Annotated in this window: 16 protein-coding genes; 4 read left to right on the forward strand and 12 right to left on the reverse strand. The window is 63.9% G+C overall.

What is annotated here, in order from left to right:
* Positions 1–289, reverse strand: a 289-nt coding sequence (locus J0695_RS27625) for a TetR/AcrR family transcriptional regulator (RefSeq protein ID WP_206966428.1), incomplete at its 3' end; no start/stop codon positions are given.
* Between the two features lie 134 nt (positions 290–423).
* Between J0695_RS27625 and J0695_RS27630 the strand changes: the two genes are divergently transcribed.
* The 3 genes from J0695_RS27630 to J0695_RS45485 all read left to right on the forward strand — a co-directional run bounded on the left by J0695_RS27630 (position 424) and on the right by J0695_RS45485 (position 2,600).
* Positions 424–1,938 (forward strand): MFS transporter, encoded by a 1,515-nt coding sequence (locus J0695_RS27630; RefSeq protein WP_206966430.1) that lies wholly within the window; start codon positions 424–426, stop codon positions 1,936–1,938.
* Positions 1,939–2,087: 149 nt separating this feature from the next.
* A complete protein-coding gene (locus J0695_RS27635; protein ID WP_307798784.1) occupies positions 2,088–2,426 on the forward strand; it encodes a hypothetical protein in 339 nt (112 codons plus the stop codon).
* 9 nt (positions 2,427–2,435) lie between these two features.
* Entirely contained in the window at positions 2,436–2,600 is a 165-nt protein-coding gene (locus J0695_RS45485) for a hypothetical protein (protein ID WP_307798785.1), read from the forward strand.
* 48 nt (positions 2,601–2,648) lie between these two features.
* On the opposite strand, the gene J0695_RS27640 is transcribed toward J0695_RS45485, so the two are convergent.
* The 11 genes from J0695_RS27640 to J0695_RS27690 form a co-directional block, all read right to left on the reverse strand.
* The gene (locus J0695_RS27640; protein WP_206966432.1) at positions 2,649–3,149 is read right to left on the reverse strand and encodes a hypothetical protein; all 501 of its coding nucleotides are present in this window, start codon (positions 3,147–3,149) and stop codon (positions 2,649–2,651) included.
* A 163-nt stretch (positions 3,150–3,312) separates the two neighbouring features.
* Positions 3,313–5,505, reverse strand: coding sequence for a DUF6571 family protein (locus J0695_RS27645; RefSeq protein ID WP_206966434.1), 2,193 nt, complete (start codon positions 5,503–5,505; stop codon positions 3,313–3,315).
* A 45-nt stretch (positions 5,506–5,550) separates the two neighbouring features.
* Entirely contained in the window at positions 5,551–5,916 is a 366-nt protein-coding gene (locus tag J0695_RS27650) for a hypothetical protein (protein ID WP_206966436.1), read from the reverse strand.
* A 319-nt stretch (positions 5,917–6,235) separates the two neighbouring features.
* Positions 6,236–7,774, reverse strand: a complete 1,539-nt coding sequence (locus tag J0695_RS27655) for a gluzincin family metallopeptidase (protein WP_206966438.1) — start codon at positions 7,772–7,774, stop codon at positions 6,236–6,238.
* An 80-nt stretch (positions 7,775–7,854) separates the two neighbouring features.
* The gene (locus tag J0695_RS27660) at positions 7,855–9,222 is read right to left on the reverse strand and encodes a S8 family serine peptidase (RefSeq protein ID WP_206966440.1); all 1,368 of its coding nucleotides are present in this window, start codon (positions 9,220–9,222) and stop codon (positions 7,855–7,857) included.
* A 91-nt stretch (positions 9,223–9,313) separates the two neighbouring features.
* Entirely contained in the window at positions 9,314–10,756 is a 1,443-nt protein-coding gene (locus J0695_RS27665; RefSeq protein WP_206966442.1) for a hypothetical protein, read from the reverse strand.
* Entirely contained in the window at positions 10,756–11,082 is a 327-nt protein-coding gene (locus J0695_RS27670; protein ID WP_206966443.1) for a hypothetical protein, read from the reverse strand. The genes J0695_RS27665 and J0695_RS27670 overlap by 1 nt, the downstream gene beginning before the upstream one ends.
* A 514-nt stretch (positions 11,083–11,596) precedes the next feature.
* Positions 11,597–12,187: a hypothetical protein gene (locus J0695_RS27675; RefSeq protein ID WP_206966445.1), complete on the reverse strand. Its 591-nt coding sequence runs from the start codon at positions 12,185–12,187 to the stop codon at positions 11,597–11,599.
* Entirely contained in the window at positions 12,187–12,687 is a 501-nt protein-coding gene (locus tag J0695_RS27680) for a hypothetical protein (RefSeq protein ID WP_206966447.1), read from the reverse strand. Before J0695_RS27680 ends, J0695_RS27675 begins: the two co-directional genes overlap by 1 nt.
* A 101-nt stretch (positions 12,688–12,788) precedes the next feature.
* Positions 12,789–14,621 carry an alpha/beta hydrolase gene (locus J0695_RS27685; RefSeq protein WP_206966449.1) on the reverse strand — a complete coding sequence of 611 codons (1,833 nt, stop codon included), beginning with the start codon at positions 14,619–14,621 and terminating at the stop codon, positions 12,789–12,791.
* Positions 14,618–15,121, reverse strand: a complete 504-nt coding sequence (locus J0695_RS27690; RefSeq protein ID WP_206966451.1) for a hypothetical protein — start codon at positions 15,119–15,121, stop codon at positions 14,618–14,620. The genes J0695_RS27685 and J0695_RS27690 overlap by 4 nt, the downstream gene beginning before the upstream one ends.
* 393 nt (positions 15,122–15,514) lie before the next feature.
* On the opposite strand from J0695_RS27690, the gene J0695_RS27695 reads away from it, so the two are divergent.
* Positions 15,515–15,868: a DUF4333 domain-containing protein gene (locus tag J0695_RS27695; protein ID WP_206966453.1), complete on the forward strand. Its 354-nt coding sequence runs from the start codon at positions 15,515–15,517 to the stop codon at positions 15,866–15,868.
* Positions 15,869–15,987 lie beyond the last annotated feature (119 nt).

Consider the following 15,987-nt stretch of genomic DNA (forward strand, 5'->3'; position numbering starts at 1 on the left):
CCCCGCCCCCGTCCCCGCTTCCGCCCGCCGGCACCTCGATCTCCCCGTACACAAGATCGACGACGAGCTCGATCAGCTCGTCCTTGTTGGCCACATGCGTATAGAGCGAGGTGGCGCCGGCATTCAGCCGCGTCCCCAGCTTCCGCATGCTCAGCGCCTCGATCCCGGCGTCGTCGAGCAGCGCCAGCGCCTCCGTGACGATCTGGTCCCTGCTCAGCGCGGGCTGCTCGCGCACGCGCCGCTGCGGACGAGTCCAGACGGACGGGACCTGCTTCTTCTCCGCTGACATGCGGCCTCCTCTGCGTCTCACCCCCACCCTAGCCCGGCTTCGCACAACGTACGGCCTTGCGCACACTGTTCGGTGACCGTACGGTGTGCGGAGAAGCGAACGACGTACGACACCCCTTCGGGAAAGGCCCAGCCATGGAACCGACGACAGCCCCCGCGCCGCGCAACCCGCGCCGCTGGCTCATCCTGATCGTGCTCTGCCTCAGCACCCTGGTACTCGTCATCGACAACATGGTCCTGACGGTCTCGGTCCCCCCGATCGCCTCGGACCTCAAGGCGGACGCCCAGGACATCCAGTGGATCATCGAGTCGTACATGCTGGTCTTCGCCGGCCTCCTTCTCACCGCCGGTTCGATCTCCGACCGCTTCGGCCGCCGCCGCACGATGGTCGTGGGCCTGGTGATCTTCGGAGCGGCCTCACTGCTCGCAGCGATGGCCACCAGCCCGGCCGAACTGATCGCGGGCCGCGTGGCGATGGGGATCGGCGGAGCCCTGATCATGCCGAGCACGCTCTCGATCCTCATCACGGTCTTCGACGACGAGGAGCGCCGCAAGGCGATCGCGGCCTGGAGCGCGGTGGCGATGGTCGGCCTGGTCGGCGGCCCGGTGTTCGGCGGCGTACTGCTCAATCACTTCTGGTGGGGCGCGGTCTTCATCATCAACATCCCGATCGCCGTGGTCGCGATCATCGCCGCACTCATCCTCATGCCGGAGTCCAAGGGCCCCTGGACCAAGGCGGATCCACTGGGCATGGCGCTGTCGATGGTCGGCATGACGGCGCTGGTCTACACGATCATCGAGTACCCGGCGAAGGGCCTGACCTCCCTCACCACCCAACTCTCCCTCGGCACGGCCCTGGTGACCCTCACGGCCTTCATCGTCTGGGAGCTGCGTACGGAATCGCCCATGATCCCGCTCGCCCTCTTCCGCAACCGCGACTTCACCGGCGCGAGCTTCTCGCTGGTCCTCTTCACCTTCGCCAACGGCGGCCTGATGCTGGTCCTGACGCAGTACCTCCAGTACGTACTGGGCTACTCCCCCACCAAGACGGCGCTCGCCTTCGCCCCTCTGGCCGTCGCCTCGCTCCTCTTCAACGGCCTCGGCGCCACGCTCGGCAACAAGCTCGGCAACCGCCCGATGACCGCGGTCGGCATGGCGGTCATCGCCACCGGCTTCGCAGCCCTGGCCTTCCTCCCCTCCGATGCCTCCTTCCTGATGCTCTCCGTGGTGATGGTCGTGATCGGGATGGGCGGCGGCCTGGCGATGCCCGCCGCGACGGCAGCACTGATGGGCGCGGTCCCGGCCGAGCACGCCGGGGTCGGCTCGGCCCTCAACGACACGGTGCAGCAGGCGGGCGCGGCGCTGGGCGTGGCGATCCTGGGCACGGTCCTCTCCTCCACCTTCACGGACGCGATGCCGTCGAACGCCCCTGATTCTGCGAAGCAGTCGATCACCGCGGCGCTGACGGACCCGGCGGTGAGGACGGCGGCCCGCGAGGCCTTCACGACGGCGATGTCGACGACATTCCTGGCATCGGCGGCGGCGGTCCTGGTGGCGGCAGCCCTGTCGGTCATCCTGATCCGCGACAGGAAGCCGGCGACGGAGGAGCCGGCCGAGACGGCAACCCCCGAACTGGCCACGATCGCCTGACCACCCACCCCAACGCCAAAGCTCCCGCCAGTACGGACCGCACCCGGGCCCGTACTGGCGGGAGCTTCGCGCATGCCCCTTCACGACAACCGGCCTGGTCTCCATGCAGCGCCTTGCACCGACAATCCGGCCCCTCCTAGGTTGATCTGATGAGACTCTTCGACAAGCTGACCGGAACCAAGCGCCCCGCCGACGGCGTCCCCTCGCGATCCGCAGCCGAGGTCCACACGGCCTTGCTGGGCCCCAATCGCCCCGATGTCCCCTACGTCGTCAGGGACGGCCGCCAGGAGGGCGCCGACCTGGTGGCCGAATGGCGCATGCTGGAGCCGGCGTGGCAGATGTTCTTCTCCCGGACCCAGGTGAGCCGCGTGTTCCAGGTCCGTATGCGCCTGGTCCCGGAGAAGAACGAAGTCCGTTCCCTCGACCAGGAGTACGAGGTCAGGTGGGTCAACGGCGTCGCCGCGCTCTCCATCACCGCCGAGGCCTAACGCGGCCAGGTGAAGACGGTCTCCAAGGACTGGACGCTCGGCAGAGACGACGACGGCGGTCTCGAAGCGACCGAGACCTTCAGCTTCGACACTGCGGACCTGAAGAACTCGCTGCAGGACATCATCCTGAGCGGGGGCTGGACCTGGCGCGGAGTCGTCACCGGCAAGCTGTGACCCTGGCGGGCTACTACCGCCGGGAGCCTCGCGCATCAGTAGTGCCGTCTACCTGGAGGTCGGCAATCCGCTGGCGAGAGGCTCACTGTCCTTGCACTTGGCCGCATCTTTGAATACATAGCGAGACATCTCAGCAATAAAGGCGGCGTAATCCTTGGAGAGATCTCGCGGCTCGCTCACCACCTGGCCATTCTTAATTATGGATGTCGTGGCCCAAACATTGACCTTCCGATCACCAAGGAAGGGAGTATTATTCGTGTCAGGGCGGCATCGAAATGTCATAAATGCTTGATCGGGGGCCACATAGCCAACGCCCGAGCCCAGTGTGACCAGCTTTGCAGCAGGGTAAAGTCTCATCTTGCTTTCGACACTCTTACGCAGATCGAAAGGTTTAGAGATATCAACATGGACGTCGAATCTACGTTCATCCACCTGCACAGTGCACTCTGCATGTCCAGGGTCTCGCGAGTTACCACTGGCCAGCAAGATGTCCCGAATCTCCTCCCCCTCCGCCTCGAACATTTGGACAACCCTCTTCGGCTTGGTCACGATATTTTGAATGAACCGCGTGGATACCGAAGTATTGCACAGAGAAGCGGAAATAGCTGGCGCAGGGACGCGCGAATCTTCACGACCTTCCGCCCACCAGTACACTCCAGCCCCAGATAGCAAAATGACGAAAGTAATTACAACGACTCGACGGTGCGGAAATTTAACCATGCCTGGCGCCCTCTACCGCAGAACCGACAGTAAACGCGTTCTTAGCCGAAGTTCCTGCCGCGGTCTTCAGATCCTCCACCATATCTGAGTTGTAATTCCCATTCTGTGCAGCACGATCCGCGGCAACTCTAGCTGCAATTTCTGCCGCCTTTTGCCCATTGACATACTCCTTGCCTGCCGAGTAAGTCGCCTCGTCAGCGTTATCCTGCTGGGCACTCTTCAAGACACTCTCCTGAACGTCGTCGACCAATGGCCCTACAATGGGAATTGGAATCGATTCGGTGACACTGGAGATTCCACGCCCTACCCATTTACCAACCATATCGGCGTTGGAATTGAAATCATCCGCTTCAGCCGTCTTGGCCCCATACACAGCTTCGGCTCTCGACTGACTCATAATCCCTGCCATTTCGGAACCAGGGTGCACCGCAGCCCCTACCTGAACCGCAGCATCGTCCGGGTGCCCGCGCACTGCACCATCCACGAGCACGCTAGTGTATGCCTGCTGCGAAGCAGTGATTGCCTGATATGCATCTGGATCCTGACCCACAGCAGAAAGGAAATTGACCGCTTCTGCCCGATCGATCCCAGATTCCCCGCCAACCGGCACACCGTGGACCGGAAGGCCTCCCTGCTCGGACAAGGACCGCTGGAAATCGCCCATATAATTCGCCGTGATATTACCCAGGCTGTCACTGAGAGGGGCAAGTGAGGCGTCCTTACCGCCGAGCAACTTCCCACCACCTTCACCGCCAGTGTTTCCTACGATCGAGTTAACAAGGTTGGCCTGCTCAGCAGTATGTTTGGGCATCGTGTCACCCTCATAGTCATATGGCTGGCCACTAGTGGCCGACTCCATCGCATGACCGAGGTTATTTACTCCACTGGGATTCTTGGCATCTCCGGTGAAATCGGCACCCTGGGGCCACTTCCGATCTTTCATCAGGTAATCCAGATGATCGACGTCCTTACCGTCAACGGAGGTACTCGATCCAAGGAACTCTGTCGAAGCATCTGGATTGTGGCCGAGAGCGTCCATGAAACCAGCCATGGGATCGATCGCTCCCATATGCGGGGACCCGAGGAACCGGTTGCTGCTGGATGACCAAAAATCGCCCGGACCACCTCCCGTAGCGCCCGAATGGGTCTTCTCCTCAGTAATGAGAGCGTCTCCGTAGTCCTGCAGGAAGCCTTTGTCCCATTTGCCGTTGCCCATCAGGCTGCTGGTGACCTGATAGCCGGAGAATCCGTATGACCGTTGGGTCGGGTTTGCGTTGAACTCGTGATTACCGAGACCGAGCAGATCCTTCTGGAACTTGGTGATTCCAGGATCCGGACGCTTGTCGTCCGAGGTGGTGGCCGTCCCGATCGTCGTGCCGAGGTCCCGTTGGAACTCCTTCAGTTCCGAAATCTCAGTCTTCGAAAGCTGAGTTCCCGCAGGCGGGTTGAGGAGTTCGTTGTACTTCTCGAGCGTCCCCTTGGCGCCCACGCTCTTGGCGAAGTCGCGCGAGAACTCGGGGTCGTTCTTGTTGACCTTGAGGAGCGTCCTGAGCTTGTCGAATTCCGCGTCGCTGAGCCGCCCATCCTTCTTCATAAGCGCGGCGGCCTGATCGACCTCAACATCGTCGAGGGTCGTGTAGCCCTTGGTATTGAAGCCGTGGTTGTCTCCGCCGTTGGCATCACGGTTGAGGGCCGTGTTGCACGCCTCGTCCGCAGCCGTCACCTGCATCAGAATTTCGTTGAGCCTGCCGACGACAGCGTCCTGAGCGTCCTTGCGCTCACTCGCGAACCCCGGTGCGGCGGAGGCCGTAGGGCTGTCCCACCGCGCGTCCTCGTCGGTGACCGTCCCCGTGTCCGAGACCGTGAAGCTGTCTTTGCGCGCCCCCTCAACAGCATCGTGCAGCTGCTTCTGGAACCTGCTGAACTCGGTATGCGCATCGGCGAGCAGCGCGCCTATTCGCCGAGCCTCGCCGGCCGCGGCCTGGTACTGCTCCTTGGCCTGCTGCATGGTCCGCTGCGCAGCATCGGCGGCCTCCCCCTCCCACGATCCCTTGAGGAGGTTGATGACTCTGTTGGTGAACTGCTCCTCCAGGCCTTGGTACTTGGCGGGGAGTAGTGCCCACGAACGAGCAGCAGCGTCGAGCTTTACGAGGTTGGCGTCGTTCAGGTAACCGAAAGAGACCATGCGAAGTATCAGTCCTTGAGAAGTCGGAGGCAGGAGCGGCGCAGGTCAGCCGAAGTCGCTGACGGCATGGTGGTAGTACTCGCTCTTCTCCTGCTGCTCGCGATCCGTGTAGTTCCCGCGGGTCTCATGGAGCTTCTCGCTGATGGTCTGCAACAAAGTCTTGAGGTTGATGACCTGATCGCCCCAACGCACATCCATCGTGACCAATCCCCCAGCGGACACCCATCCGCCGTCGCCCATGGAGCCGCCACCGTGCTTGTTGAGACCCGAACTTGCCGCAAGGGTGTCGTCATCGGCGGTGTTGTCGACGCTGTCGGTACTCCCGCGCAGCTCGACCAGGTTGTTGCTGGCCTGGTTCAGCGTGGCTGTATCGACTTTGGTGGTGCCACTGCCGCCTGCTGCTTCGCGCATAGCGCTGCCTCTCCCCCGTTGGCACTGCTGGCGGAACCAAGCGCCCCACCCGAATCGCTTCGAACGTATCAGCGACCCCACAGGTATCACAACAACCTGTGACCCACTGATCACAGTCGCGATAATGCGAACAGCATTCCCCTTGCAGCAATGCATCCGTGAGGGCCGATTGGCAGTGCATTACCTACCGACAGTTCACTCCACGACATTGCACAGTGAGGAGCGCTGGCTCCGCTTCCGTTCTCGCGGCCGAGAGATTCTCGCCAGGTCAGTTAGCGAGCCGCGGAGCGGCTTCGCAGTAGCCGCCATTGCGTTGAGGTCAGGTTGCGGTGCCGAGTCCGGGTACCTCAGCCCGGACATAGCCCTTCCAGCCATCCCAAAACGTCCCGCGATCGACGCCGAGGTACTTCTGGAAATTTCCCTCTTCCTTGGTGGGAGAGCTGTACTCCGCCGCCACGAACTCGAAGGCAGCCTTATCGCCATACTTTTTGACCATGTACTGGAGCGCCAGGCGGCTGAGTGCGTAATTGATGTTCCGCTCCTTGGAATCCGAGGAGTAGAACTCACTGTCATCATTGGGTGGTTCCGAACCGAGGCCGAAATGGTAACCCTCCAGCGCCCGATTGAGGTACCTCGCCCTCGTGGCGTTGTCACGCAACTCCATGTAGGACGCAAATCCCTCAGCAACCCAAGTTGCCGGGGATACAACGAGCGAGCGGGTGTAAGTGGCGGCCATGGCATGCGCGATCTCATGCCGGCTGATCTCGGTCACTCCTTGGCGCCAGGCAGTAGAAGTGAAGTGGCTCAACGAACTGTCCATCACAATGCGCGACCCACCGGTCAACCCCGTTACCGCACCCCCGACATTGGCCTTGAACCCAGGCAATGCCAAGTTGGCTCCGGCCTCCAGTGAATCGTGACGGGCAGTCATGCCTGTATACAACTTGTCGTACGCCTTACGGTCGGACTCGAGCACGACCAGAGCGCCTTTACTCGTCCTGTCGCCGACGGGGTGTGCACGATTCCACGCTGCGGCATCATCTTCAGCTCCTCGCGCGATATATGGAGCAAAACGGTCCATATCCGCCTTATGTTCCGCGTCCGCAATGACCACGACATTGCCCTTGCGCGCGACAGACATGTTGGCGTACATGTCCCATGGAGCCGGGAAGTAGGTCTCCGACAAAGTACGAACGGGCTCGGCAGATCCTCCGAAATTTGTAATGACTTCTGAATCATCCGAGCGTGTCGCGAAGACGAATTTGTACTGCTCGTAAACAGGGGCGACATCCACGCCTTGCACCTGGTGTACGAACGCGACGTTTCCCTGATATGGCGTACCGATCTCCTCGTACCGAGCCACCTGGAACGGAATCTTCACCAGGTTCCGGTAGAGGATCCGGGCCCGCCGCTTGGTCTCCGCTCCCTGGAAGCACTCCAGATATGCCACCTCGTTCTGCTCCTTGAGCGCCGTGCCTAGGTTGTCGTACACCCTCTGCGGCGAGATGGCGTACTCCTCGGCGGCCGTCATGTCGTGCGCCTGCGAGGTATAGAGCCGGTAGGCGACGAACCCGCCCCCGGCGACGACCAACGCAAGACACGTCACAAGGATGGTGAGGGCGACAAGCTTCCCCGTCGATCGCCGCGGCGGTGGCGGAGGGGCATCGGGGAACAGCGGAACGCGGACATAGCCGCCGGACGGAGGCTGTTGAGGGTAACCACCCTGCTGCTGCGGATAGCCGTATCCGGCTCCGTGCGGTTGCTGTTGTTGCGGTGGCGGCTGGTACGGCTGCTGCGGTTGGTTCTGCCACTCCGTCGGCGGGCGCTCCACCAGTTCCCCTTCGAAAGCATCGGGCACGATTCCACGTCACCGTCGCCGCGCCATCAGAACCATCGTCCCGGGATCGCGCGTCGCCATACGCCAATTCAGCAGTCCGCCTACTGCTGGTACGGGTTGCCTCCACCGGAAGGCGGCTGATTCGGCGGGGCAGTGGGAGGCATGGGCTGCTGGTAGGCACCGGGGTCGCCGTATCGCTGCGGCGGCTGATTCGGCTGCGAAGTGGGATAACTCCCGGGCCCAGGGAACTGGTTCGCGGCGGGGTCTCGGCGACTTCCCCTCTTGCTGCGCACCACGAAGAGCGCGATGCCTCCCCCTACGAGGAGAACCACAAGGGCGCCCACAACAACCCCGATGATCGTGGAAGAGCTGCTACCGCTGTCGTCCGACTTGTCGGCGGAAGAGGCGGGCGGAGTGCTTTCCGCCTTGCCCGTTCCAGTTCCTGCCCCGCTGCTGGCGGGGTCGGCAGCGGGCATCGTGAGGGGGCCGTTCTTGGGGCCGGCCGGGATGTTCTCCGTGAGGGCGGCGAGGGGCTGGATGTAGCCGTAGCCGTACTTCTCGTCGGGGAGCTTGGCGGTGGCCCTGACTTCCTTGGGGAGGCCGGCCGTCTTTGTCAGGCGGTTGACGATTTGGCCTGCGGTGAGGTCCGGGAACTTCTCACGAAGGAGGGCACAGGCGGCGGAGACGTAGGCGGTGGAGTCGGAGGTGCCGGTGCCCATGCGGTAGCCGTCGGAATCGGTTCCGGTGGAGACAATATTGACGCCAGGAGCAGTCAGCAGGGTCTGCGGGCCGTAGTTGGACTTCTCCCAGATCCTGGCCGTGTTCTTGATCGCACCTACAGCGACCACTCCTGGATCGAGGGCCGGGTATCCGAGAGCGCCAGCGCCGGTCTTACCGTTATTTCCCATTCCCGCGACGACGATCACGTTGTGGCCCAAGGCGTACTGAATTGCTTCGCGCTCGGAGTCCACGTCCACGTTGCTCGTATACAGGGAAATATTAATGACCTTGGCACCGTGATCAACTGCGTATCTGATCGACGACGCGAAACCACTGCTGCCCCCGTCATCCCGGATTGGAAGGATCTTCGCATCGGGCGCCAGACCCTTGACCCCATCAGCTCCGCCCGCTCCATGCCCATGTCCTGCAATAACACCCGCCATACCAGTGCCATGGTCCGCATCCTCCCCCGCTTCTGGGGAAGCGTCAGAGTCACCATCAATAAAGTCCTTACCCTTAAGGACATTGCCGACGAGGTCTGGATGGGAAGCCAGGACACCGTTATCGATAACGGCAACCGTCACTCCCTTGCCGGTGGCAACTTTCCAGATCTTCTCGGCGCCCAAGGCCCCGAGTACCCACTGGTCCTTCCGCACTTGATCTGCCGAAGCGGTCGTCGCCGTAGAGAAGAGCAGCGCCCCCGCTGCCGCCGCACTGCCCACAATGCGCAGCGTCTGCTTGAGCGCCATGCCATGTTCCCTTTCGTTCCGCTGAATGGGGCTCACAGCGCGAAACCGCGAGCCCCACACCACTGCCGTCTTCGCCGTGCCCGGCGAATGCCTAGTCGATCACCCGAGGAGCGACGTCCTGGTCGGGCGACACCCAGGTTTCCTCGTCCTCGACGAGGTAGTCCGGGCGGTCGCTGCCGTCCTTCTTCTTGTCGCGCTTCTTGCCCGCCGCGCCACCAGCGCCACCCATACCCGCGGACTTGCGGCCTTCTGCGGTGCCACCACGGCTGCCGTGCAGTCCGGATCCCGCCTTGCCGCCAGCGCCAGTCGTGCCTTCGGCTTCGCCGATGACTCCGCCCTTAGTGCGGGCGAGAGGACCTCGACCCCCGACTCCGGTGCCGCCCTTCTTGCCCGCACCGGATCCCAGGCCTCCTGCGCCGCCCATTCCAGTACGTCCCGCGCCGGCCTCGGAACCCATGCCGCTCATCGAACCGCGACGCCCGATGCCTGCACCAGCGCCCCCCACGCCTGGGAAGCCCGCTCCCGCACCAGTGATGCCGTTCGCTCCGCCAAGGCTGGAACCGCTTCCTCCACCGAGGCCGCCAGTGCCAGTCCCGAACGTGGCACCAGCGCCCGTACCGCGAGGGTTGGTGGTGGTGATGCTGTCCACACCTGTGCCGATCCCGGAGGGGGCAGTCGACTTGGACGAGGACCCTGTGCTCGAGCCGCCAATGCGGTTGGGGTTGCTGGGAGCCGGAGCGACCGTTGACCGGTTCGCGGTGCTGGATGAGCCGCCGCTGGATGGCGTCCGACCAACGAGCTTGGGGCCAGAGTCAGTTGGCATCACGATGATCGGGACAGGTGGGGTGCCACCCGGAGCACCGGGATAGTCCGTCCCATCGTCAACGACCGTTTTCCACGTCCCCATAGCCTTCGTCTGCGAAGAGTAGGCAGTCGCCAGCTGCTCCATCTTCACGGCCATCCTCAGCTGAGCTTCCTTGCCCGCAGAAAGATCGCCCGCGTTCTTGTCCAACGCGTCCTGCGTGGACACACCAGCCTTCAAGTCATCCTTCAGACCAGTGTCTGAGCGACTGCCGCCGTCCTTGATGGCATTGACGATGCTGTTGCCCGTACTCGGCTTCTGCATCGCCTCGACCTCAGGCTTGATGGTCTGGAGCACATTCGCAGCGCTGGTCATCGCCGTAGACGTCTGCTGCGCAAACTGCCCACCGTTCTCAAGCTTCTTGGCGATGACGTCCGCCTGCTTCTTGAACTGGTCGGCCGAGTCGCCCTCCCAGTGCTGGAGCACCTCGGTCACCGCCGCCATGAAGGCGTGCCGCGCTCCCCCGTCACCACCCTCGCCGACCAGCTTGTTGTTGACCTCGGTCCAGCCCCGGGCGACGTTGTGCACTTCCTCCGGCTTGGCGTTACGCACCATGGCCTTCATGTGGTCCATGTCCACATCGGTGAAGTGTTGCGTGGGCTTCCCGGCGTAGCACATCGATGCGGGTACGTACGTGTACTCGGTCTTGCCGGTGCTGCTGTCCGCAGTCATTACGCATCCCCACCCTGCATCGCGGCCGTCACATCCGCGTCCTGGTCCTGGTACGCCCCGTGCGTCTTCTTCGTCTTCGTACCGAAGTCGTCCATCAGCTTGTGGATGTGCTCAACGATGTTCTCGAGATGGCCCTTCATGTCCTCATGGGCGACATGCAGCGCTTTCGCATCGAGGAAGTCATCGCTTCCCAGCGCCCCCGCAGGCAGGAACGTCTTGTACTTCGAGTCCGACTTCGCGCCGCTCACGTCCTCGATGATCCCGTTGAGCTTCGTGACCACGCTGTCCAGCGCGCTCAGATCGACTCTGTACTCTCCGCTCGCCATCGCGAGTCAGCCCCTCTCCCCGTTCACCGATGCAACGCCGCAGCCACTCAGTCACTCAACGTAGCCATCCCGGCTAATCTTTTGAACAACTCTATCGGCCGCCTCCGACAAGGCCCAGGGGCTCCCGCGTATCCCCAGTCACAGCTGCGTCACAGCCCCTCCGCCTGGACTCCAGCCCTCCGGCGCTGCGAAGGTGCTGCAAATCGGTCGAGAAGCGCTTGGACCAGGCACCTAGTGCGCACGCTTCGCGATCGCTCCCGCTCTACCTCCTCCTCGATGCACCGGTGAGCTGTAGCGGACGGATCATCCAGATCAGTCAATCCCCGAAGGGGACTGACGGCCCTGGGGTGGGGTAACCCTGGCCGGTTCGTGGGCCAGGCCCACGCCCTACGCCCCAGAACCTGCAGTTGACCAAGTGCCGGGCCCGCCTGGACTGGATGGAGAACACCGCGCTGGACCCGAGGCCTAGCAGGACGACCACCTGCTACAGGTGCGAGGGGCGCGTTCGTCCCGGTCAGGACGGCGTCAGGGTGGAAGCGCCGTCGTTGGACCAGTAGGCGTCGCGGATGTTCGCCGAGTTGGGTCCCGGGGCGGGGTCGACAGATCCGGTGCCCTTCGCTGTCGGCGCGGGTACCTCCGACAGCCGCGCCTCGGGTGTTTTCACGATGAGGGTGAACTGCGTGCCGCTTCCCGTCCCGAAACTCAGCTGGAAGCCGTCCTTCGTCGCGGCCTCGACCTCAGGGTGCCCGTGGCTGCTGCGGTACGTGATGGTGTACCCCTGCTTCTTCCAGCCGGCCTCGACCATGGCGGCCAGTGCACCACCACGCTCCTCGGAGACGATCGTCCTGACGGCAGCCCGACGCGTCACGGTCCCCGTCGCGTCGGGACCTGCCTTCGCACCGTGCGCCAGCCCTCCTGAGCTCACGGAGAACGACCACTTCACGCCCGGCTTTACGGCGTTCAGCGTCGTGAGAGTGATGTCGTCCGCCCGTGCTGCGGCGGCCTTCAGGTCCATGCCTTTTTCGTCGGAGGCATCGGACGACGCCCCACACCCTGCGAGGGCGGTCGCCGCCACCAGAGCTGCGAGAGTCCGTGCAGCCTTCATCAGTACGCCTGCCGGGGGTCGGAGGTGGCGGACGACCAGTAGTCGTCGCGGATGTTCGGGCGCGGGGGCCGATTGCCGTAACTCGTGCCACTGTCCGTGACAGTGGGATCGGGGAATTTCGCCAGCTGAGCTTCCGGCGACTCGACCTCCAAGTAGAACTGCCCTCCGCCCCTTACATCGAAGCCCAGCCTGAAGTTCTCCGGTGTGGTCGCATAGATCGCGGGAAACGTGTTGGCCAGGTCGACCTTCGTAACGGAGTAGCCCAACTTCTTCCAGTTGCGCTCGACTTGCTTAATGAGACTGACCTGCTGCTCCTTGGAGACAATCGTCATGATCGCGGCCCAACGGGACACATTGTCCGTTGCCCCGGGGTCAGAAGGCAGCTCGGCAGCCTGTGGGTTCTGATCCACGAGATTCGCCCAATGCACGGCGGGTTTGATGGCGTTGAGCGTTGCACCGGTGATGACGTCTGCCTTCAGGGCGGCTTCCTTCTGATCCATGGAGGGCTCCCTCTGCTCCTTTGATCCGGGCATCAGCCGTGACGCCCCGCATCCTGTCAAGGTGACGACCACCGCCAGGGCGACAAGAATTCGTGCAGCCTTCATCGCGGTTCCTCCCTACTCACGGTCGACCCCTGTCCGGCCACGATCTTGCCGATGTTTTTGGCCGACTCAGGGTCCTTGACCGGGTCGAAGTAATTGGAATGAGCCGCGGTTCCGTTCGGGATGACGGTCGGACCGTCGGCGACGGCAAAGCGTGTGCCTCCGAACGACGCTTCGGCCGGGTCTGTGCCGAACCAGCCGTTGTCGCCACCATCGACGGCATGACCGACGACTGCCCCGCCAATGGCTCCGATCGGACCGCCAAGAAGTCCGCCGGCAACGGCACCACCGGTTTCTGCCTTGGACGGCGCGTGCGTGACGGGGTCGTTCTCCGCCGCCCCCACGTATACGTGATCTCCACTGAGGCCGAGGTCGGATGCCTTGTCCGCTCCGGTTCCCGGGCTGCCGACCAAGATGATGTCGTCGACGCCGGGGATTCCGCCGTCCTGTTGTGCCGCCTGGCCCACGGTGAGGGAGCCATAGGAGTGGCCGATAGCGGTGACATGCGGGTCGGCGTTCTCGTTCGTCGCCGAGATGCCGGCCATGAAATCGTTGTAGGCGGTCCCGCCCTTTCGGGCATCGCCCTCCGCCGCGACGTCACCGATGCCCGAACCTGTCTGAGGAGCGTCGTAACCGAGCCAGACGATGGATGCGGAGCTGGGGTCGTGGCTCTGCGCCCCGAGAGCGGTGTTTCGCGCCCTCTTCAGGTCGCCGCCGGCGAATCCCGCGTTCAGGCTTGTGCCGAGGCCAGGCACGTACGCCGACACATTTCGTGAGGTGTCCGGGTTCCCGTAGCTGACGATGGCCCGCCCATTGCCCTCCGTCCCAACGCCGAGGAGATACATGGGCGGATCGCTTCTCGCGTCCAGCTGTGCCTGGATGGACTGCAGGCCCTTGAGCTTCGCCTGTGCGCCATCGCTGTCGTCTTCTTCCAACTGGCCCATCGCAGCGCGGATGTTGGTCCGATTCGCCTCGTCGCGAACATCGGACGGGATGCCGTTGCGGTTGCCGATCTCCTCCGGGTGCAGCGCCAGTTCCTGCTCGCGCTCCTCCTCCGACAGCCCGTCCCACCACTTCTTCGTCTCGGCGGGAGTGCTGTGGTCGCCCGGCACGCCCGTGCCCAACGCGTCATCCACCAGCCCGGCGGTGCGGCCTGCGTCCCGGTCCGCGTCCGCCCATGCCGCGTCGGTCACCGCGACCTCGTCGGTGGTGTCCAGGTCTCGTAGCAGGTCGGCGTACTGCGCGTCGACTTCACGGGCCGTGGACACCGCTGCCGCGATGCGGTCCGCGATGTCTTTCGCGTACGGGTAGTTGGGATTCTCCTGGCCCCGCAGTACGTCCGAGACCTGGCCGGAGATGTCGAAAACGCCTCCGCCCGCATCCGCCACACCCTCCGGGCCCACCGCGCCCTCCCCTCCGGTCTGCGAGGGCGCTTCGGGGTACGACACCGATCCGTCGCCGAGAATCGTGAACCCCCGCGCCTGCGCCTCGTCCAGCGCCCGGCACACCTCGGCGTGCGGGGCGGCGAGTTCCGCGGCGAGTGCCTCCAACGCGGAGGCCACGAGGCCGCACTCCTGGTGGATGTACGAGAAGTCCTCGCAGAGGCGCTGGATCTGTGCCACCGCGACCTCCGCGTCCTCCCCCTTCTGGGTCGCCTGCAAGGGCGTCACCATCTCGCCCCTGCTGCGCTCGGCCGCCGAGTGCGCGCGGTGACTGGCTTCGCGCCATCCGACGGCCGGTACCAGGAACAGCTGGTCCGGGTTCAGCTCGGCCAGTTCGTTCCAGCGGAGCGTGCTGTCACTGGTCAGCCTGGGGGAAAAGGTCCCCGTCATCCGAAGTCCCCCGTCACATCAGACGCAGGTGCCCCGGACACGACCGAGCGGGCAATGGGATCGGCCGCTGCCGGCTGCGTGCTGAACCCGTTCCCCACGACCGAACCGGCGAGGGGATCAGCCGCCGTGGGCCGAGTGCTGATCGTGTCCGCCAGAAGCGAACCGGCGATGGGATCGGCGGGAGTCAGCAGGCCGCTCAACGAGTCGGCCGTCCGGCTCTCGTTCGCCTCATGTGCCCCCGCCGTAATGCGCAGATTGGTGGCGACTCTCCGGCACTCGGCCTGCGCGGTCTCGATGCGGGCCTGCCACTGCGGCAGGATCCGCTTCAGCCTCACCATGCTGTCGAGGCCCACTCCTGCATCGGCGCCACTAACGCCCTGATGTGCTTCCTTCAGACTCGCGAGCGCCTGGCGCATGCTCGTATCGAGGTCGTCGGCGACTTCGGCCGCCTTCTTTACCGGGCCCGAACTGAACTCTAATGAAGCCGAGTTGCCTGCCATACGTCCCCCGTATCGCAAATCAGTGATCGATAACGACGAACACTATAGGGGGCGTTGAGACACGCGCCTGAGTACTCGTACTCACACCCGCATGCTCATTCACGCCGGTTCGCCGACATCGAGCGGTATCGAGTTCGGCACCAAGTCCACTGCCCCCGAATGACGCTCACGAGCAGGATCGATTCACTGCCTCGCGCCCCGGTTCGAGCTGCATCCCCGCCACCCGTGAGCGGAAGTGCGGACTCCGTGGAGCCCTGACATCTATTCGGTGCAGGACAGAACAGGCTCAGCGCGAGACGCATACGCGCCATATGCTGATCGGCCCAGAGGGGCCACGCCCACTCCTGAATCCCCGTTCCCCTGTTTCTCTGATCACCTGGATTGGAACCAACCATGCCCAAGTCACCTCTGTCCAGGGCAACATGGGCCCTCACGGTCATCGCCGCAGGCGCGCTGCTCGTCGGCTGCTCGGGTTCGGTCAGCGTAGGAAGCTCCGACCCGAAGCTGTCCAAGGCGAAGCTGGCTGACACTGTCGCCGCAAAACTCGCGTCCACGACGGGCCAGCCGAAGCCGGACATCACCTGCCCTGAGGACCTCGTCGGGAAGGTCGGGACGACGACCCGCTGCAAGCTGACGGCGTCCGACGGCAGCACCTTGGGCGTGACGGTCAAGGTGTCCTCCGTCGACGGAAAACAGATCAACTTCGACATCAAGGCCGACGAAACACCCACCCCGGCCCAGAGCTGACAGCTGGTACGGGCGGCGTACGGCGCAGTCGACGTGGCATGGCGCGCCCGGTCACCGCCCTCATGCTCGGACCGCGTCGGACCCGCCCCGGCCGTCGAGGCGGGTCCGACGCGGTCCGA

Source organism: Streptomyces beijiangensis, from assembly GCF_017315755.1.
GTDB classification, from domain to species: domain Bacteria; phylum Actinomycetota; class Actinomycetes; order Streptomycetales; family Streptomycetaceae; genus Streptomyces; species Streptomyces beijiangensis.

Excerpts from the sequence above, each read along its gene's own strand:
- J0695_RS27630 (WP_206966430.1), top strand. The coding sequence starts at position 424 with ATGGAACCGACGACAGCCCCCGCGCCGCGCAACCCGCGCCGCTGGCTC.
- J0695_RS27635 (WP_307798784.1), top strand. The coding sequence starts at position 2,088 with ATGAGACTCTTCGACAAGCTGACCGGAACCAAGCGCCCCGCCGACGGC.
- J0695_RS27645 (WP_206966434.1), bottom strand. The coding sequence starts at position 5,505 with ATGGTCTCTTTCGGTTACCTGAACGACGCCAACCTCGTAAAGCTCGAC.
- J0695_RS27650 (WP_206966436.1), bottom strand. The coding sequence starts at position 5,916 with ATGCGCGAAGCAGCAGGCGGCAGTGGCACCACCAAAGTCGATACAGCC.
- J0695_RS27660 (WP_206966440.1), bottom strand. The coding sequence starts at position 9,222 with ATGGCGCTCAAGCAGACGCTGCGCATTGTGGGCAGTGCGGCGGCAGCG.
- J0695_RS27665 (WP_206966442.1), bottom strand. The coding sequence starts at position 10,756 with ATGACTGCGGACAGCAGCACCGGCAAGACCGAGTACACGTACGTACCC.
- J0695_RS27670 (WP_206966443.1), bottom strand. The coding sequence starts at position 11,082 with ATGGCGAGCGGAGAGTACAGAGTCGATCTGAGCGCGCTGGACAGCGTG.
- J0695_RS27675 (WP_206966445.1), bottom strand. The coding sequence starts at position 12,187 with ATGAAGGCTGCACGGACTCTCGCAGCTCTGGTGGCGGCGACCGCCCTC.
- J0695_RS27680 (WP_206966447.1), bottom strand. The coding sequence starts at position 12,687 with ATGGATCAGAAGGAAGCCGCCCTGAAGGCAGACGTCATCACCGGTGCA.
- J0695_RS27685 (WP_206966449.1), bottom strand. The coding sequence starts at position 14,621 with ATGACGGGGACCTTTTCCCCCAGGCTGACCAGTGACAGCACGCTCCGC.
- J0695_RS27690 (WP_206966451.1), bottom strand. The coding sequence starts at position 15,121 with ATGGCAGGCAACTCGGCTTCATTAGAGTTCAGTTCGGGCCCGGTAAAG.
- J0695_RS27695 (WP_206966453.1), top strand. The coding sequence starts at position 15,515 with ATGCCCAAGTCACCTCTGTCCAGGGCAACATGGGCCCTCACGGTCATC.